General features: G+C 46.5%; 21 protein-coding genes and 2 pseudogenes. 8 read left to right on the top strand and 15 right to left on the bottom strand.

Going from position 1 to position 22,461, the window contains the following annotated elements:
- The first annotated feature begins 757 nt into the window (after window positions 1-757).
- A complete protein-coding gene (locus tag AC0WRU_RS05260; protein ID WP_476127514.1) occupies window positions 758-1,852 on the top strand; it encodes a hypothetical protein in 1,095 nt (364 codons plus the stop codon).
- A 50-nt stretch (window positions 1,853-1,902) separates the two neighbouring features.
- Entirely contained in the window at window positions 1,903-2,733 is an 831-nt protein-coding gene (locus AC0WRU_RS05255) for a copper amine oxidase N-terminal domain-containing protein (protein WP_476127513.1), read from the top strand.
- 80 nt (window positions 2,734-2,813) lie between these two features.
- Here the strand turns inward: AC0WRU_RS05255 and AC0WRU_RS05250 are convergent, their stop codons facing one another.
- The 4 genes and pseudogenes from AC0WRU_RS05250 to AC0WRU_RS05235 all read right to left on the bottom strand — a co-directional run bounded on the left by AC0WRU_RS05250 (window position 2,814) and on the right by AC0WRU_RS05235 (window position 4,876).
- On the bottom strand, window positions 2,814-3,110 hold the full coding sequence (locus AC0WRU_RS05250) for a hypothetical protein (RefSeq protein WP_476128722.1): 297 nt from the start codon (window positions 3,108-3,110) through the stop codon (window positions 2,814-2,816).
- The gene (locus AC0WRU_RS05245) at window positions 3,044-3,190 is read right to left on the bottom strand and encodes a transposase (protein ID WP_476128578.1); all 147 of its coding nucleotides are present in this window, start codon (window positions 3,188-3,190) and stop codon (window positions 3,044-3,046) included. The genes AC0WRU_RS05250 and AC0WRU_RS05245 overlap by 67 nt, the downstream gene beginning before the upstream one ends.
- A 147-nt stretch (window positions 3,191-3,337) precedes the next feature.
- A pseudogene (locus AC0WRU_RS05240) lies at window positions 3,338-3,484 on the bottom strand (IS5/IS1182 family transposase); the annotation flags it as partial.
- A gap of 159 nt (window positions 3,485-3,643) precedes the next feature.
- Entirely contained in the window at window positions 3,644-4,876 is a 1,233-nt protein-coding gene (locus AC0WRU_RS05235; RefSeq protein WP_025685195.1) for an MFS transporter, read from the bottom strand.
- A gap of 131 nt (window positions 4,877-5,007) precedes the next feature.
- Here AC0WRU_RS05235 and AC0WRU_RS05230 point away from each other — a divergent pair, with 131 nt between their 5' ends.
- Window positions 5,008-5,265, top strand: a complete 258-nt coding sequence (locus tag AC0WRU_RS05230) for a YqkE family protein (protein ID WP_025685196.1) — start codon at window positions 5,008-5,010, stop codon at window positions 5,263-5,265.
- Between the two features lie 44 nt (window positions 5,266-5,309).
- Here the strand turns inward: AC0WRU_RS05230 and AC0WRU_RS05225 are convergent, their stop codons facing one another.
- Window positions 5,310-5,480, bottom strand: coding sequence for a hypothetical protein (locus tag AC0WRU_RS05225; protein WP_167518709.1), 171 nt, complete (start codon window positions 5,478-5,480; stop codon window positions 5,310-5,312).
- A gap of 117 nt (window positions 5,481-5,597) precedes the next feature.
- Here AC0WRU_RS05225 and AC0WRU_RS05220 point away from each other — a divergent pair, with 117 nt between their 5' ends.
- The gene (locus AC0WRU_RS05220; protein ID WP_476127512.1) at window positions 5,598-6,275 is read left to right on the top strand and encodes a peptidylprolyl isomerase; all 678 of its coding nucleotides are present in this window, start codon (window positions 5,598-5,600) and stop codon (window positions 6,273-6,275) included.
- A 336-nt stretch (window positions 6,276-6,611) separates the two neighbouring features.
- On the opposite strand, the gene AC0WRU_RS05215 is transcribed toward AC0WRU_RS05220, so the two are convergent.
- On the bottom strand, window positions 6,612-8,045 hold the full coding sequence (locus AC0WRU_RS05215; protein ID WP_476127511.1) for an N-acyl-D-glucosamine 2-epimerase: 1,434 nt from the start codon (window positions 8,043-8,045) through the stop codon (window positions 6,612-6,614).
- 194 nt (window positions 8,046-8,239) lie between these two features.
- Between AC0WRU_RS05215 and AC0WRU_RS05210 the strand changes: the two are divergent.
- A pseudogene (locus tag AC0WRU_RS05210) lies at window positions 8,240-8,401 on the top strand (SDR family NAD(P)-dependent oxidoreductase); the annotation flags it as partial.
- An 8-nt stretch (window positions 8,402-8,409) separates the two neighbouring features.
- Here AC0WRU_RS05210 and AC0WRU_RS05205 read toward each other — a convergent pair.
- The gene (locus AC0WRU_RS05205; protein ID WP_476127510.1) at window positions 8,410-9,216 is read right to left on the bottom strand and encodes a YwaF family protein; all 807 of its coding nucleotides are present in this window, start codon (window positions 9,214-9,216) and stop codon (window positions 8,410-8,412) included.
- 103 nt (window positions 9,217-9,319) lie between these two features.
- On the opposite strand from AC0WRU_RS05205, the gene AC0WRU_RS05200 reads away from it, so the two are divergent.
- Window positions 9,320-9,532 (top strand): hypothetical protein, encoded by a 213-nt coding sequence (locus tag AC0WRU_RS05200; RefSeq protein ID WP_025686491.1) that lies wholly within the window; start codon window positions 9,320-9,322, stop codon window positions 9,530-9,532.
- 79 nt (window positions 9,533-9,611) lie between these two features.
- On the opposite strand, the gene AC0WRU_RS05195 is transcribed toward AC0WRU_RS05200, so the two are convergent.
- The 8 genes from AC0WRU_RS05195 to AC0WRU_RS05160 all read right to left on the bottom strand — a co-directional run bounded on the left by AC0WRU_RS05195 (window position 9,612) and on the right by AC0WRU_RS05160 (window position 20,889).
- On the bottom strand, window positions 9,612-10,883 hold the full coding sequence (locus AC0WRU_RS05195; RefSeq protein ID WP_476127509.1) for a methyl-accepting chemotaxis protein: 1,272 nt from the start codon (window positions 10,881-10,883) through the stop codon (window positions 9,612-9,614).
- Window positions 10,884-11,144: 261 nt separating this feature from the next.
- The gene (locus AC0WRU_RS05190) at window positions 11,145-12,488 is read right to left on the bottom strand and encodes a hemolysin family protein (RefSeq protein ID WP_476127508.1); all 1,344 of its coding nucleotides are present in this window, start codon (window positions 12,486-12,488) and stop codon (window positions 11,145-11,147) included.
- Between the two features lie 139 nt (window positions 12,489-12,627).
- A complete protein-coding gene (locus AC0WRU_RS05185; RefSeq protein ID WP_476127507.1) occupies window positions 12,628-13,287 on the bottom strand; it encodes an SGNH/GDSL hydrolase family protein in 660 nt (219 codons plus the stop codon).
- 188 nt (window positions 13,288-13,475) lie between these two features.
- Window positions 13,476-14,741: a beta-propeller fold lactonase family protein gene (locus AC0WRU_RS05180; RefSeq protein WP_476127506.1), complete on the bottom strand. Its 1,266-nt coding sequence runs from the start codon at window positions 14,739-14,741 to the stop codon at window positions 13,476-13,478.
- 183 nt (window positions 14,742-14,924) lie between these two features.
- Complete coding sequence (locus tag AC0WRU_RS05175; protein WP_476127505.1) at window positions 14,925-15,842, bottom strand: PD-(D/E)XK nuclease family protein; 918 nt, start codon at window positions 15,840-15,842, stop codon at window positions 14,925-14,927.
- A gap of 165 nt (window positions 15,843-16,007) precedes the next feature.
- The gene (locus AC0WRU_RS05170) at window positions 16,008-17,303 is read right to left on the bottom strand and encodes a galactokinase (protein ID WP_476127504.1); all 1,296 of its coding nucleotides are present in this window, start codon (window positions 17,301-17,303) and stop codon (window positions 16,008-16,010) included.
- Between the two features lie 295 nt (window positions 17,304-17,598).
- Window positions 17,599-19,122 carry a copper amine oxidase N-terminal domain-containing protein gene (locus AC0WRU_RS05165; RefSeq protein WP_476127503.1) on the bottom strand — a complete coding sequence of 508 codons (1,524 nt, stop codon included), beginning with the start codon at window positions 19,120-19,122 and terminating at the stop codon, window positions 17,599-17,601.
- Between the two features lie 102 nt (window positions 19,123-19,224).
- Window positions 19,225-20,889, bottom strand: coding sequence for a PucR family transcriptional regulator (locus AC0WRU_RS05160; RefSeq protein ID WP_476127502.1), 1,665 nt, complete (start codon window positions 20,887-20,889; stop codon window positions 19,225-19,227).
- 196 nt (window positions 20,890-21,085) lie between these two features.
- Between AC0WRU_RS05160 and AC0WRU_RS05155 the strand changes: the two genes are divergently transcribed.
- The gene (locus AC0WRU_RS05155; RefSeq protein WP_476127501.1) at window positions 21,086-21,283 is read left to right on the top strand and encodes a hypothetical protein; all 198 of its coding nucleotides are present in this window, start codon (window positions 21,086-21,088) and stop codon (window positions 21,281-21,283) included.
- 45 nt (window positions 21,284-21,328) lie between these two features.
- Complete coding sequence (gene ald / locus AC0WRU_RS05150; protein ID WP_025686499.1) at window positions 21,329-22,459, top strand: alanine dehydrogenase; 1,131 nt, start codon at window positions 21,329-21,331, stop codon at window positions 22,457-22,459.
- Window positions 22,460-22,461: the final 2 nt, after the last annotated feature.

Raw genomic sequence — 22,461 nt, 5'->3', positions numbered from 1 at the left:
TCATTCTGGTGAGAAATTTTTACAATTTCCCATTCGAGGATTCTTTATCAACATTGAATCCTTGACTCAAATACCATTCAGAAGCTATTTCATAGGCTCCACAAACCTTTTCTAGTTCCTTTATGCATTCTGGAGCGAGCTTCTCAAGCATGCGGACAAAATAAGTAATTGAGTGGTGATGTGATGCGTTCATGATGACAGAGCTATGGTCAGATTAATTCTGCCAGGATGATAATATAATCCAGTTTTCATACCATTACCTCCATACTCGCTGTTTATATCATTATCATACGAGATTGAATGTAGGGTTTCTAGGAAATAAGAAGTGGTTTCGTAAATCAACTATTATTTAATGGCCAAGAGGCCCGAATGTACATCACACGTCCAATCTACGTTCCTTATTTACTCATACATCATCTACTCTATCATTTTTAATCAATAAAAGAACTCCAGCAAGTGAATGAAGCTGCCCGAGTGTACAAAAGGTCTTTTACTTCTACTCACTTAGAGGTTGAAGTTTAAGAAATAGAGCTTTAAGAGTTATAAGTCAGCAGCGGTCAGAATCTACCCCGTCGCTTGATATCGATTGTTTTTTTTCAAAGGTTTAACTATGTTAATTGTAAAATTGGTAAATTATATAATATTGATTTAATATATAGTTTTGTACATAATAGAGTTGTGTTGTAATTGGTAAAAGAGGAGGCTAGTGGTTTTTATGTAATTTTAACAACAAAAATTTGAGGGAGATGAATGTATTTTGAAGGTCAAGAGTTTATGTACGTGTGTGGTTGTAGGCATGCTTTCGTTATCGCTAACTTGTTCAGTCGGTGCAGAATCACTCCAAAGTGGAGATTTAATCAACCTGTCCATGAGTAAATCGGACAATGCTATTTTGAGCAATATCATCAATTCGCTGGACCCCGATGACAGAGAGAACGTTACATACATAGATGAAACGGGCAAAGTGCTAGTAAACAAGGAAAGCCTAAGGGAGCAAGTAATCCCCCTGGAACCGGTGAGCCAGGTTACGTACAAGAATTCGACATCTTCCCTCACTTCGGTAACTCAGAATACGTATAAAGATTCGAAAGGACAGTTATATACTTTACCTGTATTACAACCTAAACCAGATTGTATTGTAGGGAATCATTCAACATCTACACCAATGGACTTTAGCACTAACTCCGCTAGTTTCCCCGTATGCCGGGACCTGAGAAATGGGCCGTATCGTGCGGTATATTCACATATAGGATACGCATGGGCAAGTACGCGAGTTCATTTACCGAAAGCTGAAGAGATTAAAGATAATAATAGCGGTTATAGTGCAAGCACAGGATTCATCTATATGGGCGGTTGGAGTAACACCAATAATGCTGTTGATGTAGGTTTACAGCATAGCACAAAGTATAATGACTGGGCTCCTTTCATGCTGATTGAAGGTGTAGGGCACCCTTATTCATTTACTCCACGATTTGATGCCGATCAGGAAGTTCGAATGAAATTTTATGTCCCATCTGACGGTAACATTGCTTTAGTTATTTCTGGTTATTCAGACGGTACTAAGATGACTCAAAGCTGGGTCAAGCCGGCTCTAGGTTGGACTGCTTCTGGGAATGGTAACCTCATAAAAAGAGTGACAAGTATAGCCCAAAAACAAAACCAAGAAGACTATAATGATGGTTCTTACATCAAAAATATTCGGTGGTCTACCTCCTATATTGGTAAAGATTCAGAAGATAATATTCCATGGCGAAACAGCCAAACCTATGGATATTGTTCTTCGCCACGGAGTAAAGTGTTTGTGAATTACGTACATGGAGGAGAGGAAACAGATGATATTTATTTAGACTAAATTTTATGAGAGGGGCTGCTTTGCCCCTCTCTATTAAAGGAGGAGATTTTGTGGGAAAACTGTTGCTCAGAATTATGCTTTTAAGTGTATTGTTTTTTTGCTTTTCTCAACAAGCTTATACAGGAAAAATGTCAGCTCAGAGTATAGCTCCAAGCACCCAATTTTTGAAGATTAACAATTACTATGTTTTGTTCACAACTCCCAAAGCCCCTTATATTGATAAGAACAATCGCTATATGGTGCCTTTGAGATCCATTAATGATTTATTGGGAGGGCAGACTACGTATACCCCAACTTCTAATACGGCCACGATTAAGTTTGGAACACACAAGGTTGAGTTTAAAATGAACTCAACCGAGATTGTTACCGACTCGAACACGTCCGTAATGGATACCGTCCCGGTGCTGTATAAAAATGCGATGTTTGTTCCTTTAGGGGTACTTACTACGCAATTAAATATACATCAGGAATGGGATCAACAAAATAAAGTGTACTCCCTCTCAGGGAAGGAATTAATGAAGACACCTATGATAGAGAATGTAGAGGATTTGGACCATCTTAGCGGACAGATAGACAATGAGAATGCATTCAATTTGTTATCGTACAAATTGACCATGGGGAAAGAAATTCATCTTACCATTACAGCTAAGAACATGACAGGGAAGAAGCTTAGTGAAGGTATTGAAGATTTAAATACCACTTTTATTTTTGATAGTGGCACGGTGGGAGAAAATATGAATCGTAAAAGACCAAGTATAGATAAGGATGAAATTGTTATTCGTGATTATAATGTAGATTATGTAAAAGTAATGAGAAATAATAAAATTATCAAAAATGAGCTGTCGTATATTCTCTTTAAGGGCCGAACGCTAAAACCATAAGATCCCTCAAGTAAAATGATACTGTTTTCCTTGTAGATGGGTCCTAGGGCTGTGAATTGAGTAAAAAAAGTAAAGCTGATTCAAGAAGGGATCAGCTTTACTTTTGCCATTCTAATTATGTAGCCGCCATACAGTATTTTCCATTCTCCTCTTCTTATCAAGTTCAACTCCAGAGCTGTATCTTCCTCTTTAGGTGCGTTATTTTTCTTTGGAGTTTCTCTTCTTTGCACTTCAATTAATTTCCCATCTGCGTCAAACTTTGTGATCTCGATGGATGGTTGAATACAGACAGCAAAAGAAGCTCTCATTTTTATTTCAATTTTATATGTTCCTTCCCCACACTTCCCTGCAAGATTCCTATTCCTCTCGCTTCGCATCCTTGCCCGATCAGTTCCCGTGTTCTTACCGCCAGCGCTCCTTTCAATATCTTATACCGGTATTTCGTCACCCAGATCACATGATACTTGATTTCATACACCGCATGGCTGTTCTTTTGGTATCCTTCTATACTTTCACTCTTTAGTGAAAGTATTTCCAGTTCCCTTAAGGCTAAAAGCGGATACCGTCTAAAGACGGTGGAGTTAGACCTCGCTCTTGGAAATTAAAAGGATAAATCCGTTTTTGAGCGCTCGACCAGATCGACGTCAGACAAGTCAAAGATGGATTTGAGCAGCAGATTATCTTTGGGAATGAGTATATTGTAAAGTTCTGTATACGGACTCAAGATAAAACTCTGCTGTTTCGGAAGCAACGGACCACCAGCCTTTATGTAGATGCTTAGATTATACCAAAAAAGAGACACTCTCCTCAAAAAATGAGAATATGTCTCTTTTTGTGCATCAGGACTTTTTCAGTGGCCTCTGAAAGAGCAGATATGTTCATGCACATCGAACCGTTGTCTACAATACACCTATCCGGCAGGACGAACATCCCGATCCGTTGCGTTATTTTGAGCTGAGGCCGGGAAAACATCCCTTCCCTTCATCCATAGCAGCGACGCTGCAAGCAGCAGTATGCCACCGTTTAACACAAAGATCCAGCGGATCGGCATCCAGCTGCCAAGCATGCCGCCAATCAACGGCCCCGCCATCGTCGCGAGTTGGGTAGCTGATTGATTCAAGCTAAAGGCTCGTCCGCGAAACTCCGGCTTGGTGACCTCCACAGTCATTGCGTTGATAGCCGGAACGACAGACGCATAAAACAATCCGTAACCAAACCGAAGCGCACCAAAGCCGATAAAATTCGATACAAAAAATTGCAGGATATTGCCGATTCCCGAACCAATCAGCCCGATCAGCATCACTTGTGCAAATCCAATCCTGCCACCAATCCGTCCCCAGCGGGGAGCCATCAGCACAGCCGCAATACCTACGGCTGAGAATACAATTCCGGAGCTTAAGGACGCTCGGCTACGGTCAATTCCCATTTCCAGAACATACACCGTAATCAGCGGCTCAAGGATCATGACGGAAAAGGTACTCAATCCAGCCAGTATGAGCAAAAAATACAACGGCCGATTAGCAATAGCCTCCTTGATATCATCACGGACATGCGAGCGGGTACTGGTTCCCTTGAAGTTGTCCTCTCTAGCGGCAAAGGTCGCAATTAGCGCAGAGACCAGCACAAGCCCCGCAGAGAATAGAAAGGCATTTCGATTACCGTAATAATGGCTTACCACTCCGCCAATCAACGGACCTATGATGCTGCCCGTCGCCCCGGAGGTTGCCATAATGCCGAGTGCATAACCCGTTTTATCCTCAGGCGAACCCGTTCCGACCAATGCGATGGCGGCAGGAATAAACCCGGAGAGCAGGCCCTGAAACAGCCGTACCCCTACGAACACATACGGATCAGTCACAAAGGCACATATCAAATACAATACCGTCAGACTAAAGCCTGAACGAATCAGCATCGGCTTCCGTCCATACTTATCTGCGAGCGAACCCCAAAACGGAGCAATCAGAGCACTGGCTAAAAAGGTAACCCCAAAGGCGATCCCCGCCCACAGCTCCAGATGATCGGTCACACCCATTTCCGTATTCAGAAAAATAGGTAAAAACGGAATGGAAACGGAATAGGCCATGCTGCAAAAAAATACACCGATCCACAAAACGACCAGGTTTCGCTTCCAATAAAGATGCATGATGTTACACGTCCCTTCTCCTCATTCCATTATTAACCTCTAAATTAGAAAAGTCCACAGCAAACCTCACCCTTCAGCCGTGGAACAACCATGCAGAAGCTGATATAATCGAATGGAATGGAGTTGATGACATGGCTAAAAAAAGAAATTCGTCTTCCCCCGCTCCTGCGGCTCAGGACAAACCTGCAACGTTAAAGGATCTGTTGAGTCAGGACGTGCTGAATAAGCTCAAGGCTCAGGCCAATGAAGCCCAGGCAGAGCAGGACAAACGTAAGGAAGACGAACGACAGCGTGCCCTCGAAGCAAAAAAAGCAGAACAGAAGAAGCTGGACAACAACTTCGAGCATCTGCTGAATAACAGCAATTTGGACTGGCACAAATATAAATAAGCCAAAACCATCCCGGTTTTGGCCTATCTCCACGCTTGATTATATTATAGCCAGTCACGAATGTGTTGTACCGAGTACAGCACCCCTACCCAAACCGGCAGACTGAACGCCATACCCCATATGAGACCTTTAGCCAGCTTTTTGTCTACCTCCACCATGATTCTGCCCCTTTCCTTGGGAATAGCAGCAGTATGGGCCAAGAATACGGTATTCAAACCCGTATTTCCTTATCCCAACAAAAAAAGGTATGATAGAAAACGGAAAAGTGCTCTGCGCTGCCCCAAACTATAATTTAGGATTTTTACACATCTAACCTTTCAGGAGGAATACAAATGATCCGAAAAACGATACGTCCCTGGTATATGCTGTGCCTGCTGGCTACCATGCTCCTGCTGGTTGCTGGATGCGGCACAAAAGCGACAGATGTTGAAGCCGCAAGCCGGACAAGCAGTACAACCCCTGCCGCGACGAAAGACAAAAGCAAACCTGTTTCCCATCCTGTCGTCACGATTGTCATGAACGACGGTAAAAAGATTAAACTTGAGCTGTACCCGGAAGTAGCACCGAACACGGTTAACAATTTCATTTCCCTGGTGCAAAAGGGCGCTTACAACGGTACGATCTTCCATCGTGTCATCCGCGGCTTCATGATTCAGGGCGGTGACCCGCAAGGTAACGGTACAGGCGGCCCCGGCTACAGCATCAAAGGCGAGTTCAAGAGCAACGGTGTCAACAATACGCTCAAGCACACGCGCGGTGTACTATCCATGGCCCGCTCAGCGGATCTGGACTCAGCCGGATCGCAATTTTTCATCATGGTTGCCGATGCGGATTACCTTGACGGTCAATACGCTGCTTTCGGCAAAGTAACGTCTGGATTGGACGTGGTGGATGCCATCGTGAATTCCAAGCGTGACAGCCATGATAAACCCATCAAACCAGCTACGATGAAAAAGGTAACCGTGGACACGCTGGGTAAGAAATATCCGGCTCCAGTCAAAGTGAAGTAAGATAATATCGGCCCTGTGCATATGCATGGGGTCGTTTTTCATGTTATATAAAGATGTCTATCGTGCTCCACAGTAATGTTTACTTGGTGCTGCCTCTCTGATGTAGTAAGAGTATATACACAAAAGGAAGCGTTTTCAATCATTATTTTTAAAGCTTTTTCACTGTTTCAAGGACCCGTCAACGTTCGACAAAAGAGGCACTGAAAGAGATACTGTATGAACAGTATAGCCGTCTAAAAACGGCTATGGAGCAAGGACTGTGCTGCCAAAATAAAAAGGGTTACCCCTGCGGCAAATGAGCCGCTTATACAACTGTTAGTTGTTATTACCCAAATTTTAAAGAACTTGCACTTCATGCTCCGGCAGATTGTGATGTGCCTTCCTTCCCTTGAGCAGCCATAGCTCCGGTGTATCCTGTATCCCTTCAAGCCTCAGGCTGAACGCCCTCGGCGGCAAATTACATATACGTAGCAGTAGACGGTTACCGTCTGCCGCTACGTCCACAAGCTCTAATGGCCTCAGTGAATCGTTCCTGCCTGTGCGAATCTGATCGCCCGTGGCATCAGTCGAACTCTCCCGGCTCCAGACACGCAGCTCATTCACAGACGGCGTGGCAATCCGCTTGCTGAAAGAAACGACCACCTCATCTGCGGTCGACCTTTCCGCACAGAGCGGGGTGGGCGGCTCATCGTACATATAGCCGCCCAGATGGTATTCGTAGGCGGTCCAGGCGTCATAACCGCCCTCCAGGGCGGTAGCCCCAAACCGCCGGGTCCAGGCGCGGTCCCGAACCATACTTGCGAGTGAACCAATATCCGCCTGCACCCCGAGGGGCAGATTCGGATAAGCGGCGCGTATCCCTTGCGCTATGCGGGCATAGCCGCCAATATAATGCGGCGGCAGACGGCGGCGCATCCAGTCCGGCCAATGGGTCTGGAGCACATGCATATCCGGGGCTACGCACCCGATCATCGCTACCGCGTCCAGACCCTGCCATTCCCGTAGCTGGCCGGGAACATCGCCGCGTCCGTTCACGGCCAGCGACCACGTCGCCACGCAGATGTCCGGCCGGACATCACGCACGCCGCCTGCGCCGTTCACCAGCTCGCCGATCAGCGCGTTCACGGCGTCCACGCGCAGATCGACCCACTGCGCGTACAGCTTCGGGACCTTCCGGTAGTAATTTCGCGCATGCTTGTCGCGGAAATCCGGAATGTCCTCGCCGCTGCGCTCGCGGAAGGCCCGCCGGGCATGCGGCCCGATATCCCCGTACACTCCACTACGCAGCCCGTTCCATTCGGGAAAATAAGGCTCCGCCACCTCGAACCCGTCGAACGGAATGTCGGTGACCAGCCGGGCAGCGGCTTTCTTTTTCCACTCTACATACTCCTGTGCAAAATGCGAAAGCCGCTGAAACCCGTCATTCGGTTCGCGCAGCAGTTCCATGCGCCATCCCTTCCACTCCGGCGGTAACTGTGACACGCCAAAGGAACCATTGCCAAGCACCATCGCCCATACCGCGATTCCCCTGCGTTGAAAGGCGGCAACGAGCGCCCCATCTACTTCATTTTCACGCACAACAAAATAATGAACGGTCTGGTAGCCTGCAAGGGCGATTTCATCGGCTATACTGTCCCGCGAACGGTTCGCGTAATAGGGAAATAACGGATCTATTTGAATACTGGGGCCGCTCAGCGCCCACGGCTTTATTTTTCCGGTCAGTGCTATAGATTCTGTTGGTTGTGTCCCGTCATTTCTGTTATAGCTCAATTGAATCCACCTCCGTTACCCGTCTTCTTCGCTATATGCTCCTGCTGGTTCGCCTATGTTACCATACTTCGCAAATTCCGTGAAATGCAGACTTACAGACGGAAATGCAGCACATACTGTTTCACCATCAGCAATCAGAGGTATTGGAATAACGAGTCAGGTTTAGCTTATGAGCGGATGAGGAGGAATAGTCAATGGCAGAGCAGAGATTACAAGAAAAGATAGCGGTGGTCAGTGGTGGTGGTTCAGGCATCGGCAAGGCAGCCGCGACTCGGTTTGCAGAGCAAGGTGCCAAAGTGGTTATGCTGGATCGCACGCCCAAGCACGCAGAGGAAACGAAAGCAGCCATTGAACAGATGCCTTCTCAGGACGGTGTTTTCTCCGCGCTATGATCTTCCCCAAGACGTTCAGCTCTGTGCACAGCCTTTTTGCGAAAGCGGGCATACAGCCTGCCTCCAGGGAACACCTCGAACAGCAACATCATAAGAGAAAAGAATAACAGCGCAATGACCTCTTCTGCCAGAATATACAGCGGATACGGTCCCAAAACATCCAATATCGACGGTGTTGACGGCTTTCCGGCAAGAAACATATAGTTTGCTCCGAGTACATCATCTACGAGCCACACGATCAGTGCCAAACTATTGAGAAAAAGCATCGCTCCCCCAACGCCCTTCCACGTCGGTTTCAGCCCTTCGATCCACGTCATGTACAAGGCAGCCCATATAATAGCACTATGAGCCACAAAAAAATGAATAAAACGATAGTGCGGAAAAGCGTACGCCAAATTAGGTGTAAGTACCGCTTGAAGCGCTCCCCCAATTCCGGCAAAAAGGTTGATCGGATACAGCCAGCGACTGCGGAAAATCAGCATCACAATCGACAGCAGCAGCGTCACACTGCACAGCTCCAGCGGCAATGACGTCTGAGCATTCCAAATGTGCTGCGTCACATACCAAATATTCAGAGTCACCTCGGACAGAATAAGTATGGTAACCAGAAGCCAGCGAATACACTCGCTTAACGGCCTATGCGACCGAATCAGGCCCCGAGTCAGCCAAAGCAGCAAAGCACATAAAATAAGCCCTAGTACAGTCAGCACATGTGAGGAAGTAAAAGCCTCAAATTCTTCCGGCGCAGCGGCATCGAACCATGACCACGACTTGTCCATCGAAAGCCCCCTTCTATCCTTTTACTCTTTCTCTGCATCCTATTTTATACCAAAAAAACAAATGTGTTATGATAAAAGATATCATATTCAAAGGAGACCCCTCATGCCCATTAATCGCCGTTTGATCACAGATCAGGATTTCACCGAGGCGTTGGAACGTCATCTTCGTGTCCGCATATTTCAGGATGACCAGTTGATTGGTTCGGGCGGAGTCATTATCCGTTTTGACGATCAAACCATAGTCGTGCAATCCAGTGTCAGTGATCTGGCCTACCATCCCAGAAAACAATGTGAGTTTTTCGAAATTAAAAAATAGCCGCTACACACCGGAGAACCATTTTGCTTCGTTTTCCGGTGTATAGCGGCTACATTTGCTTTTTCTGACACGTTACGTTCTACAGCTGCATTCCACGAGTTTTCATCATGAGCTTGTTCGTAAGCACTTTCAAGTCCTCGGAAGAAGACGAAATTTCCTGCATAATAGCCGTTTCCTCATGAGCGGCTGTATAAATCTTGTGCGCACCTTCCGAGAAGGCCCCTGACATTTGCTGAATACGATGGATCTGCTCGAAGGTTTGATCTACCCGATTCGTCTGCTCCGTTACAGCTTCTTCCATTAAACGAATACCTTCAACAAATTCACGCACAATCGAGTTCAAACGACTCAACGTCTGATCCACCGAGCTTGTCCGTTCCGCCTCAGTGCTGACCAGTGATGTTTGCTGGTGCATTAATTGTACCGTTTCTACAATTTGCGACTGCACACGGCTAACGATCGCATTGATTTGCTGCACCGATTCCGTACTTTGTGAAGCCAACGCGCGAATCTGGTGAGCAACTACGGCAAACCCGTTACCTTCTTCTCCTGCACGTGCGGCTTCAATGGAGGCGTTCAACGCCAGCAAATGAGTTTGTTCCGCGATATCCTTGACGGTGCTTGTAATCGCTTCAATTTGTGAAGCTTCCTTTTCCAGTCGTGCAATGACCTGCTGCGAACGACTATGCGAAGCAGTCAGCTCCCCCATTCCCTTCATCAGGGATGAAAATACCGTCTGCGTCAAATCGACCGACTGCTCCATATGGCCTGACAGTTCCAGCATATGGCCCGATTTGCTGCGCATCATTTTAAAATCGCCCAACATTCGATCCGCTGTTTCAATAGATTGGACAGACGCATCCCTTTGCTGCTCTACGCCTTCCAAAATATCCTCCACCACCGAAGTCATGGACTCAATCTGTGTCGTAGCCTGTACAATAGCCGAACTAAGGTTTTCCGCATTTTGTGAAGTCGCTCTTGAGCTATACGATATCTCGTTAAACATATCCTTAATATTCAGCATCATGCGCCGGAATGCATCATAGAGCACCTTGATTTCGTCATCTGAACGACGATCCGGAATGACAACGGACAGATTCCCCGCCGAGGCTTCCTCAGCCGCCTTTGCCAATCTGACAATCGGCCGTGTGAGTAATTTTGAGATCAACCAGCCCAAAATGCCACTCCACAGGACACCCAATAAGAGAATGATCGAAGTGTACACCCATTCTTGTGCACCTTGAGCAAGCCAGTCCTTGAGTACAAAAATAAAAAAAGCGCTTGTTCCATAGGTTATTGCGGAAATTGTGACAAATGCAGTAACCATTTTCGTACCTAGTGACATCTTCATGTACTCTAGCCCACCCCAAAAAACTCAAATTTGATTCCATTTTACCATATAATTGCTACAATTCTAGTAGTATTTTTCATAGACAACCGTATTTATGAGCATAAAGATATAGAGACTTTAGGCCCGCCACCTTAACAGCCCAAAATAACATGTAACAGGCATCAGCGTGCATCAAAAAAATGGACGAACCGCACTGCTGCTTGCTTTACAGGCCATTCGTCATATTTTAAACCATTGATTTGCAGGCACTCAATCATTCCATCATTCGGAATTATTGTCATTTCCCTGTTCACCAGTTGTTTTTTTGACTGCTTCAATTGTGTCTATTTGGTGACTGTTTTTTTCCAGTACGGTAAACTCCCATGAGCCTATGGTCATACTCTCTCCCTGTCGGATATCAAAATGCTCTGAAAGCATCCAGCCGCCAATCGTATATACGTCCCCGGCCTCAATATCCGTCTCCAAACGCCGATTGACTTCATGAATGAGCGCTTGCGATTTGAGTATGTAACGATGATCGTCTGTTTTTGTAATGAGAGGGGTTAGCGCTGCAGGGGTTTCGGTATCGGTATAGGAAGGGATGTCCCCTACAATCTCCTCCATAATATCCTCCAGTGTGACCAGTCCGGATGTGCCACCATATTCGTCCACCAGCACCGCCACGGGAATACGTCGCTTTTGCATCTGAATCAGCAGGTCCCGGGCCTGAATGGTTTCAATCACCTGAAGCACCGGATGAATATAGGAAGCCATCGTGGTATTCCCTGTGCTGTGCCCTCGGGCCAAATCATGCAGCGCTTCCTTCACACGGATCATCCCGATGATCCGATCCCGATCCCCGTTTTCCGCTACAGGCAGAAAATTATAGACCTTGTCCTCGATCAGCTCCATAAACTCTGCCACCGTTGCCAGATGAGAAATGGAGCGGATATGAATACGCGGTACCATAATCTCTTGCGCCGCACGGTCGTCAAAATCAAACACATTGTTCAGATAGCGGTATTCTGTCGGTGTAATTTCACCACTGCGGTATCCTTCGGATAATGCCAAACGTAGCTCTGCCTCACTGAGAGCCGCATCTTCCTCGGAAACCTTTTTCAGCCCGAAAAGTCCCGTAATGACACGCGAGGAACGGCTGAGTACCCAGTTCAGTGGATACGTCATTTTATAGAAGATCGTAATGGGACGGGCAAAAAACAAAGCCATCGGCTCCGCAATCTGTATAGCGAATGTTTTGGGAACCAGCTCCCCGATAACCACCTCAAAATACGTCAATATTAGAAAAGCCAGCAAAAAGGATAATACTCCCGTGAGTCCTGCCGGAATATGCGCCAGCACAAACAGCGGATGCAATAGCTTTTCAACCGTAGACTCCCCGAGCCATCCTAACGCCATCGAGGTTAACGTGGTCCCTAGCTGACAAGCGGATAAATACTCATCCAGGCGGGACAAAATATTTTTGACAGCTTTGGCATTTTTATTCCCTTCGGATGCAAGCTGATTGATACGGGATATTCGCACGCGAATAATGGAATACTCGGATGCAACGAAAAATGCAGTTAACGCAATCAGTAAAATGACCAGTATGATATTCACAGTTTCCACAGCCTCTCTTGCCCCGCCATACGAAGTAAGAAGCCCCCCCTTATGACGTTCATTTTTGGATGGACAGATCCTATAAGTAATTATGTCCATAATCGTGTATTACCCAAAAATGACAAGGAGTAGACTATGGTTGACCCTGTTAGCGAATCGCCAGCGGACTCTTTTGCACGATATCTATCCATTGATCCGCTATCAACTGGTGCCCAACCGCTGTGGGATGTACCCCGTCATGCAGCCAATAGGAGGCGTCCGCCTTGGTAGCGGCTTCGTTCAGCAGGCTTTGAAGCGGCACGAATACGGCCCCAAATTCGTCTGCAAGCTGACGCACAAGACGCTGATAGCCCATTATTTTTTCCTGCCAAATGTCCCATCGTGCCTCGGTAGCTCCTGTTTTCAAAATAAACGGCTCACACAGCACCAGCCCGGTATCGGGCAGCACTTCACACGTTTCCTCCAAAATGTGGCGATAGGCTCGTTCAAATCGGTCCGTCACCCCGGACGGCTCCTGCTCCACGATCCGCCAGGCATCGTTCACTCCGATCAGAATACTGAGCAGGTCCGGCTTCAGGCTAAACGTGTCCTCATTCCAGCGTGCATACAAATCCGAAACCCGATCCCCCGAAATCCCCCGGTTCACAAATTCTGGCTGCGTAGCAGTCAAACGGCTCCCCAATGCACCTGCGATCAGATACACATAGCACTGACCCAGCCAATGGTTCGCGTCCTCATTCCGTCCTCTTCCTCCATCTGTTATGGAATCCCCCTGAAAAAGAATACGTGCGTGCTCTGTACTCGTCATATTCCTAAACCTCCTCCTTCGACTTTTCCAATAATACCCTTATCATACCTTGTATTCTCCAAATTAGAAAGCGGTTTCAATAAATAGAAGAATGTCAGATTTGCATTATGATATGAAATTCTGTTCACCTTGTTATCTGTAGTCGCAAGTAAAAAGCCCGTTGTCAGACGGGCTAATCACTAAGCATCCTAAGGATTCACTCCTACTGCGAATGGACGAGCGCCCACCGGAACGGTAGCAATTGTAGTTTGGGTTACTCCATCAATTTTGGAAACATTATTATCATCCTGATTTGTTACATAGATACAATTAGTTATTGGATTAACACCTACTCCATTCGGATTATTCCCGACGGGGATCGTTGCAATCACTGTATTCGTTAACCCACTAATAATGGAAACATTATCAGTGTCACGATTGGGTACATAAATAGTATTCGTAGAAGTATTGACACCCACTTCCCCTGGAGTAGTCCCGACTAGAACGGTAGCAATCACCGTATTCGTTATTCCATCAATGACAGAAACACTGTTACTCGTGAAATTTGACACATAAATTCGATTAGTTAATGGATTGACACCTATTCTAAATGGATTAACCCCCACTGGAATCTGGGTAATCACAGTATTTGTTGCTCCATCAATGACCGTAACGACATCAAAATTAAAATTCGCTACATAAATTCGATTGGTTAATGAATTGACACCTATTCCTGTTGGAAGAGACAAACCTCCGACAGGAATAATGGTGGCGATCACCGTATTGGTCAAACCGTTAATTACGGAAACTGTACTATCATTAAAATTTGCTATATATATGGCATTGGTTGCAGTATTAACCCCAACTGAACTTGCTCCATCTCCAGCAGGAATAGTAGTAATCACCGTATCGGTTATTCCATCAATGACGGAAACGTCGTCACTGTTCAAATTCCCCACATAAATTCGGTTGGTGAATGGATTAACTCCTACTCCGGCTGGATTAACACCAACAGGAATGGTCGCGATCACTGTATTGGTCGCCCCATCAATCACAGAAACATCATTGCTATTAAAATTAGCTACAAAAATGCGATTGATTGATAGGGGTACAGGATCTGAAACAGCTCCTAAGAGCTCAGAGGATACAAGCCGATGGGCTGTAACTAACTGTCCGGCTGCATTTTTTCCCCAAACGGAAATTTCAGTCTGACTTAGGGCAACACCTCCCGTTGTAAAAACAAATTCAAATGCATCAAAATTGGCAAAATAATTTTTTGTAACTACTTGATTCGGAGCGACAGAGAAAGATTCAAGTACATATGACATTCTCGATCCGTTTAGTAGATAGCCTTCTATTAATACAGTCGAAAAATTGACCGAATCCCGGTTATCGATTTTGACCGTCACCTGTTGAGTGGGCCTAACACCACTAACAGCACTATTATCAATAGGTCCAGTTGACAAAATGGCCATTTAAATGAAACCTCCTAAATTCAGATATTATGGCTAAATTCCAGTTAAACCTTAAAGTACTTCACGAACTCTATTTGTAATATATGCAGAATTTTTAATAAGAATTGGACATTTACTTTAATAGAACAAAAGAAAGACACTCCTTTTAATTAATGGAGTGTCTTTCTTTTGTTCTATTCCGCCTTACACCGCGCGGTACTTGCATACCTCCCGAAAATTACAGCCGCCGCACGCTCTGCGTGAAGGCATCGGGGTGAAAAAGGACTCTGGTTTCGGTCTGTTATAGTAATCGTCATCGAGACAGGACTTCATTTCCTCGATATATCGCCCGACATTGGCAACGACCTTGTCGATATCCTCCTGCGTGGGACGGTACACCTCATGTTCTCCCGTCATTAGATACTCCACACGCACCTCGATCTTCTCCAAGGGAAGCTGGTAATGCTCCTGCACATAGGAAGCGTACAAAAATAGTTGGTCGGAGAAGTCGCCTTCCTTGCCAGTTTTCCAGTCTACGATAACCATGTCTCCATTACCTCTACGGTAGAGCAAATCCATTTTGACATAGACCTTCGTCTCGTGAAGCAGCATCGTATCCCACTTCTCGATTTCAACAATTCGAGCCTCAGCCTGCTGCAACTCACGCCAAACGGCAGTACGGTACAGATTGTGTACCACCGCATGCTGTCGCTCCTTAATCCGGGCAATTCGTTCCGACAGCACTTCGTCATCATAATAAATTTCAGCGAGCATGATGCGATTTTTTGGGTCTTGCAGCCATAGCTCACGTTGCAGCGATTCCTTGTAGCTGTCATTCAGCATGTTCTTCATTGCTGTCTCCAGGTACGCCGGACGTGGAACAGCACCTTTTTCCACCCAACCACGTATGACCGATTCACACATTTGATGCGTAATATTCCCAAATAAAATATATAAGTTGCTCAGCTGCTTGAGCCGATACAACGTAACCTGCTCTTCACTGCCCTGTGCAGGGTTCCAGCCGTTATGCGAGCCGTAATAATGGTAATAGTATTTGCGTAGGCATTCATCGAACGTTTGGGCCCTCGATTGCGAATAGGACCAGGACGGGTACATAGCCATGAATAGGCCCTCCTTCGTTAGAACTTCCATGCTCTATTATACCGCAAGCCTGGACTGCATCGTCCAAAAAGAACGAAGACTTTAACCCATAGGTTAAAGTCTTCAATGGTCTAGTATAGTCTATTCGCAATAACTCCTAAGATCCGTCCAACTCTGGCTTCATTTTCAATCCTTCGTTGTCGCATGAATCAAATCACTTACATTAACAGCACCCTGCTCACGGACGTTGACAACGAGTACCGGAGTTCCCAGCATTCCGCTGATCCACGCCTTATAATCATCAACACGATCATTGGGAAGAATCGTCAAGATAACTCCAGCAAAGCCACCACCATGTACCCTGCATGCGCTGTCATCTATTGATTTCAAATACATTTCCGTTAATGCAAGCGCAACCGATACGTCCTGTTCCCGGTCAACCCCACTTCTATATACGTTTTGAAGCCATTTCCATGAAGAATTACCGGACTCGGTGACAAGCCTCAAGAAATCAGAAAAACGTCCCTCCTCCAGCGACTTCACCTGTTCATCTACACGCTTATTTTCTTCAAAAAAATGCAACGCACGCAATACTGCACGATCTCCTGCTTTTTCCCTGACCATTTTGAGGTTGGCATACAGATCCTCTGGCGATAAGTCACGGCATACGGAAGCACCTAAGGACTGAGCTACTGCACGCATTTCGTTGGGTACCGCCGCGTAATCGTCCGTTAAATCCGCATGATCTCCGCCCGTATTTACGATAACCAGGGAATATCCATTCTGTTGAAAATCCCAGTGAACCGGATTGATGATCGGTTCCTTGGGGTTTACAAAATCAATGGCAACCAATCCCCCATATGCACAAGCCATTTGGTCAAGCAGACCCGACGGCTTGTTCCAGTAGCGATTTTCCGCGTACTGGCCGATTTTGGACTTGGCGACAGCATCCAATGCTCCCTCATTATAAAAATGACTGATGATCGTGCATATCAGCATTTCAAACGAAGCGGAAGAGCTTAAGCCTGAAGCAGAGAACACATTGCTTGATATATAAGCCTGGAATCCTCCGATGCGATAGCCGTGTTCAAGCAGTCCAGCGGCAATACCACGGACCAACAGCATCGTACCGTCATCCTCTGGTCGTGGCGACAAGTCGTTTAAATGAATGACGTATTTCGTTTGATAGCCTTCGGAAAAGAACGTAATTACAGGCTCCTCCACTTTAGCAGCTACAGCGATGGTATCCAGTGTAATACTGCCTGCCAGCACCTTCCCGTGATTGTGGTCTGTATGATTCCCCCCAATTTCGCATCTTCCCGGAGCACTAAACAACTCAATATTCCCGATGCCGAAGTGCTCCTGATACGCTTGTATAAGTGATTGATATCGCGTCGTTTGCTCTGAAACCTGCTGTTGACCATACATTCGGGCGAGTACATTTTGTCCCTCGCTAGAATTCAATAGTTCCATATCTTTCATCGTATATCCCCCTATTGTAGGTGATTTCCACTGTGGCGCCTGGCCGCAAATATATAATGGCGAAACAACACTATGATTATCTCAATTTTTTCTGTACAAAAGTAGGGTATTTTTTTAACCTGTAAGCGCTTATTTAAACCGCTTCTGTGAGAATGTTTCCTTACTTTACCCCGGATTGGACTCGTAAGGATATGCAAAAAAAGAACCGACCCTTGAACGGGCCGGTTCCTGTGTCTATACCTGCATATTCCATGCACCAGCGGTGCAGTTGGACACAGATATGTGGAATGTCTTTTTAGTCACGTTTCAGGACATACTCACCATCACTGTTACGAGTTACTGTGGCACCAAGCGCTTCGGCAACCGATTTGAAAGGAACATACAACGTACCATATTCATCTGCATATGGTGCTTGTGGCAGCGTTAATGTGCTTCCTTCCAGTACAGCCTGTTTGGAACCGCTTTTCAGCTTGATGGTCTTACCTGTAATATCATCCACAACTGTAATTTGCTTGGCTGCTGCATCCCATTTTAATTCGGAACCCAGTTCATACGTCAGCTCACGCAGTGGAATGAAGGCCGTACCTTTACGATTCACCAGCACATAATAATCGTCTTTAGGATCGAAAGTGGTTTCTACTTTTGTAATTTTCAAATCATTTTTTAAAATATTGTAGATCGGAGAGTTTGCTTCAAAATTGCGAAGTGTCGCTCCTGGCGTAAGTTCCGCTTGTTTATTCAGGTCGATAACACCATTGGAGATATCTACCTTGTCGGCTGTTACACTACCGTTTACGTTCCAGGATTGAACTTCCGTAACAATCGAGAAGGACTTCACTGGAAGACTATCTACTTCTGGCAAAGCAACCGTCAGGTCTGACACTGATTTGCGAACATTTCCTTTTTCATCAAAATACATATCGGTTTTCAGAACCGTATTGGAACTCAGAACCGTTTTAATTTCAGGAGACTGTGCATATAAAGTGCTTACGCCTACATCATATTGAGCAACGGCCAGATCCAAATACTTTTTAACCTCGGTATAAGCCTCATTGACCAGTTTTTCCTTGTTCGTGTTCAGTTCGCTTGTGACTTGATCAGCACCATCAATATTCATGCTGGAAGCGATATTTTTAGTGAAATCAATCGCTTGCCCGATCAGTTCCTTCAAGCCAGCCTCGTCCTTCGCCAGATTGGTCAGGAACGGTTTCACCAATGTGACCAGCTCATCGCCACGAAGTTCAGCATGCAAACGAGTCAGCTTCACTTTGTCCTTCTCACCATAAACTTCCTCGGTTACAGACGTTGCAGAGATGGTCGAAGGGTTAGGAGCATGCTTGAGTACAAGTGCTGCGGCTGTTTTCGTCAGATCTCTTACATCCTTGGAGTATACATAAGGATCAAATCCGGCAGGCAGACCACTCAAACTCTCCTGCGAGTTCAAAGATATGTAATAAGGTTTTTTGGCACCTTCCAGTTGAATAGCCACACCTTGGCGGTCCAAAGCAATTTCAAACGGCAAATTATACTTGTCGATGTGCAATGTACCCTTGGCGGAAGCGAGTTCCTCCGATTGTACCTTGGCCTCATCCACTGTTACGGAAATAGAATTGATTAAATCAACAATTTCCTGATCTCCTTGCGTAATGCCTTCTTTTGGAGTCAATTTAAGAGATATCTTCTCCGTTGACTGCTGGGATTTCACATCAAGTGTGCCCAAAAGATTTTTACTTACATCAAATCCGCCTACTGCCTGGCAACCCGTCAAAGCTACCATTAGCAGAATAAGAGGGACGGCAATCCATTTTTTTATATTCATATTAATCCCCTTTCAAAGATATTACCGCTATCTCTTCTATTATCTCAGTGTTGACACACATTGTAAATGAGTAGATTGGAAAATAGAAGTAGTCATTTAGGATCATTTTTCGGCCTGTAGCATCCGGTGAGCCAGCAATGCCATCTCCAGACAACGACGTTTATCCGGGTCTGCCAGATTTCCTCCTATGATCTCGTTAATTTTGTCCAGCCGATTATAGAGCGTTTGCCTGTGAATGTACAGGATTCCAGCAGTGTCGCGTTTGGAGCCATGGCAACGAAAATAAGCATCCAGCGTATCCAGAAGCTGCATATGGTGCTCACGATCATGCTCAAGCAGCCCGCCCAAATGGTCCTGTACAAACTCTTGTAAAAAGGGAGTGAGGGGTACGGCTTTCAACAATTGATAGATTCCGATACTGTCGTAAAAAAGTCGATCTCTCATGGCCGAAACGCTTCGCGCCACCTCAATAACCTGATAAGCCTCTTCAAAACTACGGCCTGCTCCGGTCATCCGGTACCTTACTTTGCCGAAACCTGCATGAATGCGCACCTTGTCAAGCTGCCCTGCGGCATAGTTCTGAATATATTGTACGGTATGGGCAAGCACTTTCTTCATTTGCGCCGCGGAACGCAGGGTCAATTCCTCCTTGGCGCAAAGAATGTAGCACTGGTTCCCCTTCATCATGAGCAGGTTGTGCAGCGTCTCCTTTTTCAGCAAAGAACGGAGTAGTACCAATATATCCTGGTTAATGGACTCCTTGCGCACCTGACTGGCTTCCTTATCCTGATGCTCCACCTCAATAACCCCGGCCCAAAATAAATACTGTCCCTTGGACAGCAGACGCAGCCCCATCCGGGTCTGAGCCTGTTCTTCGCTGGGAAGCTGTCCGTTCAGCATATCCTGAATCAATTCATTCTGATTGCGTAACAATCGGTCTTCGAGGAACTGAGTTCTCAGCACCAGCGTAGCGGCTGCTTTGGCTGTGTAGTCAAGCAGCAGTGACAGTTCTTCTGTCGGCGTTTCACCATGCAGCACCAGGCCTACAGCGGAAAACACCTGCCCGAAGCAGACAACCGGTTGAAACAAGACGGCGGTGGATTCATTAAGATGGAACAGCAAGTGACCCTCCCGGTCAGACGTCATGCTGGATTCCACCTCATTGGCATAAAAATTCGCAATGCGGTCAGCCACATCAGGCTGGATGGAAGGCACGAACCGATTGGTATCAATGGAAGACATGTAGATGACCTGTCGGGCGGCATAATCATGAAGTACTCGTAAAAGAGCACTCATATCCGTGCTGCGCAGCGTCTCCTGCTGAAGCTGGCGCGAGAAACGCTCCAGATCTTTCAGTAGTTCGTGGTGGCGGTTAATAAGCAGGGAATGAATATCTTGCGTGATTTCAACAAAGCGTACCGGCTGTTCAAATACGATGACCGGAAAATGCTGACGTTCCGCCAGCTCCAGAATTTCCGGCGGAATCTCTTGGATGCTCGTACCCAACTCCACGCATAGTCCTGCGGCTTCGGAACGGATCAACTGCTCCATATACTCAGCGCGTTCCTCCCCCTCTCGGGTTAGCCACAGGCCGGTCGTCAAAATCAGGTCATGACGACTCACAAAGGGGGTTACGTTTGTGATTTCCAGCACATGGACCCAGCCGACCTGGTGACTCGTGCCCTGCTCCCCGGCCGCCAGTTTGGCCCGCCGGAATACCGGACGTTCCAGCACATCCGCAATGGTAAAGGTTTTTTTACCGTTCATCGGAATTCTCCTTATGTATATGTCTTAATGTCATTTTATATGACGCCTATTCATCAAAAAGTCGAGCCTTGAAGTCAGATAATCCGACAAAATGTATGATGTCAAGGAGCTTTTCCACTTGTAAACTGTACCTAATCTAACATGAATTGCATTTATCAGCTTGAGTCCATATAACTAATTGGCAGGCTGTATAAAAATGATAATGCAATTTTTGAATCCGTTTGGTGCAGCAACATTGCAACACAGAAACACAGAAACACAGAAACACAGCAGCGTAGCTGCCCTGAAGAACAATTATTTGCCGTTGGATAACATGCTGATGAAAATTTACAGCAGGTTGAGTGCTGACTACCAGCAAACAGCAACATTGCAGCACAGCTGCCCTAAAGAATAATTATTTGCCGCTGGATAACAATTATTTTCAGGAGAGGTGAACAAAATGAATATTGGAATTCCGAAAGAGATTAAAAACAATGAAAATCGTGTCTCCTTGACACCTGCCGGTGCAGCTCAGATGATCCAGCACGGACATCACGTGTTTGTGGAAAGTCATGCAGGGGTTGAAAGTGGCTTTACGGATGGAGATTATGCCACGGCGGGTGCAACGATTGTGCAGCACGCAGCTGATGTGTGGTCTCAGGCGGATCTGATTATCAAGGTGAAGGAGCCGTTATCCGCAGAATACGGATATTTTCGGCAAGGATTGATTTTGTTCACTTATCTCCATCTGGCTGCTGAGCCAGCACTGGCACGGGCTCTGATGGTCAACGGCGTAACTGCCATCTCTTATGAAACCATAGATGTCGGGGGAAGCCTTCCGTTGCTTACCCCGATGAGCGAGGTCGCAGGTCGAATGGCTGTGCAAATCGGGGCACAGCTGCTGGAAAAACCGAAGGGCGGCAAAGGCATCCTGCTGGCAGGCGTGCCGGGAGTCAAGCGCGGCAAAGTGACCATTATTGGCGGCGGAGTCGTCGGCACGAATGCTGCCAAGGTCGCTATCGGCCTCGGGGCAGATGTGACGCTGATCGACCTGAGCCTGCATCGGCTGCGCCAGCTGGACGATATTTTTGGCAACCAGCTTCATACACTGGTATCCACACCATCCAATATTGCTGAAGCCGTAGCGCAGAGCGATTTGCTGATCGGTGCTGTCCTGATCACTGGAGCCAAAGCCCCTCGTCTCGTAACGGAGGCTATGGTGCAGACGATGCAGCCCGGTTCTGTGATTGTGGATGTCGCCATCGACCAGGGAGGTATTGTCGGGACGATAGACCACATCACGACACATGATCAGCCAACCTATGTGAAGCATGGCGTCATTCACTATGCCGTGGCGAACATGCCGGGCGCAGTGCCGCAAACCTCGACGCTTGCTTTGACAAATGCGACGCTTCCCTTCGCCCTCCAGCTTGCGGATCAGGGCGTGCAGGAGGCTCTTCGCAGAAGCAAACCCCTGCTCAGCGGCACAAATGTCCTGAACGGTCATATCACCTACGAGGCGGTAGCCCGTGATCTGGGATATCCTTACGTTCCGGTAGATCAGGCGTGGCAGGCAAAAACCTTAAAATAGAG

The sequence above is a fragment of the Paenibacillus sp. 1-8 genome (assembly GCF_056316205.1).
This window is presented reverse-complemented; position numbering and strand designations above follow the sequence as displayed.

Bases quoted from the DNA above. Each gene is read 5' to 3' on its own strand.
- AC0WRU_RS05250 (WP_476128722.1), bottom strand. From the start codon at position 3,110: ATGCGAAGCGAGAGGAATAGGAATCTTGCAGGGAAGTGTGGGGAAGGA.
- AC0WRU_RS05235 (WP_025685195.1), bottom strand. From the start codon at position 4,876: ATGCATCTTTATTGGAAGCGAAACCTGGTCGTTTTGTGGATCGGTGTA.
- AC0WRU_RS05230 (WP_025685196.1), top strand. From the start codon at position 5,008: ATGGCTAAAAAAAGAAATTCGTCTTCCCCCGCTCCTGCGGCTCAGGAC.
- AC0WRU_RS05220 (WP_476127512.1), top strand. From the start codon at position 5,598: ATGATCCGAAAAACGATACGTCCCTGGTATATGCTGTGCCTGCTGGCT.
- AC0WRU_RS05205 (WP_476127510.1), bottom strand. From the start codon at position 9,216: ATGGACAAGTCGTGGTCATGGTTCGATGCCGCTGCGCCGGAAGAATTT.
- AC0WRU_RS05200 (WP_025686491.1), top strand. From the start codon at position 9,320: ATGCCCATTAATCGCCGTTTGATCACAGATCAGGATTTCACCGAGGCG.
- AC0WRU_RS05195 (WP_476127509.1), bottom strand. From the start codon at position 10,883: ATGAAGATGTCACTAGGTACGAAAATGGTTACTGCATTTGTCACAATT.
- AC0WRU_RS05185 (WP_476127507.1), bottom strand. From the start codon at position 13,287: ATGACGAGTACAGAGCACGCACGTATTCTTTTTCAGGGGGATTCCATA.
- AC0WRU_RS05180 (WP_476127506.1), bottom strand. From the start codon at position 14,741: ATGGCCATTTTGTCAACTGGACCTATTGATAATAGTGCTGTTAGTGGT.
- AC0WRU_RS05175 (WP_476127505.1), bottom strand. From the start codon at position 15,842: ATGGCTATGTACCCGTCCTGGTCCTATTCGCAATCGAGGGCCCAAACG.
- AC0WRU_RS05170 (WP_476127504.1), bottom strand. From the start codon at position 17,303: ATGAAAGATATGGAACTATTGAATTCTAGCGAGGGACAAAATGTACTC.
- AC0WRU_RS05165 (WP_476127503.1), bottom strand. From the start codon at position 19,122: ATGAATATAAAAAAATGGATTGCCGTCCCTCTTATTCTGCTAATGGTA.
- AC0WRU_RS05160 (WP_476127502.1), bottom strand. From the start codon at position 20,889: ATGAACGGTAAAAAAACCTTTACCATTGCGGATGTGCTGGAACGTCCG.
- AC0WRU_RS05155 (WP_476127501.1), top strand. From the start codon at position 21,086: ATGATAATGCAATTTTTGAATCCGTTTGGTGCAGCAACATTGCAACAC.
- ald (WP_025686499.1), top strand. From the start codon at position 21,329: ATGAATATTGGAATTCCGAAAGAGATTAAAAACAATGAAAATCGTGTC.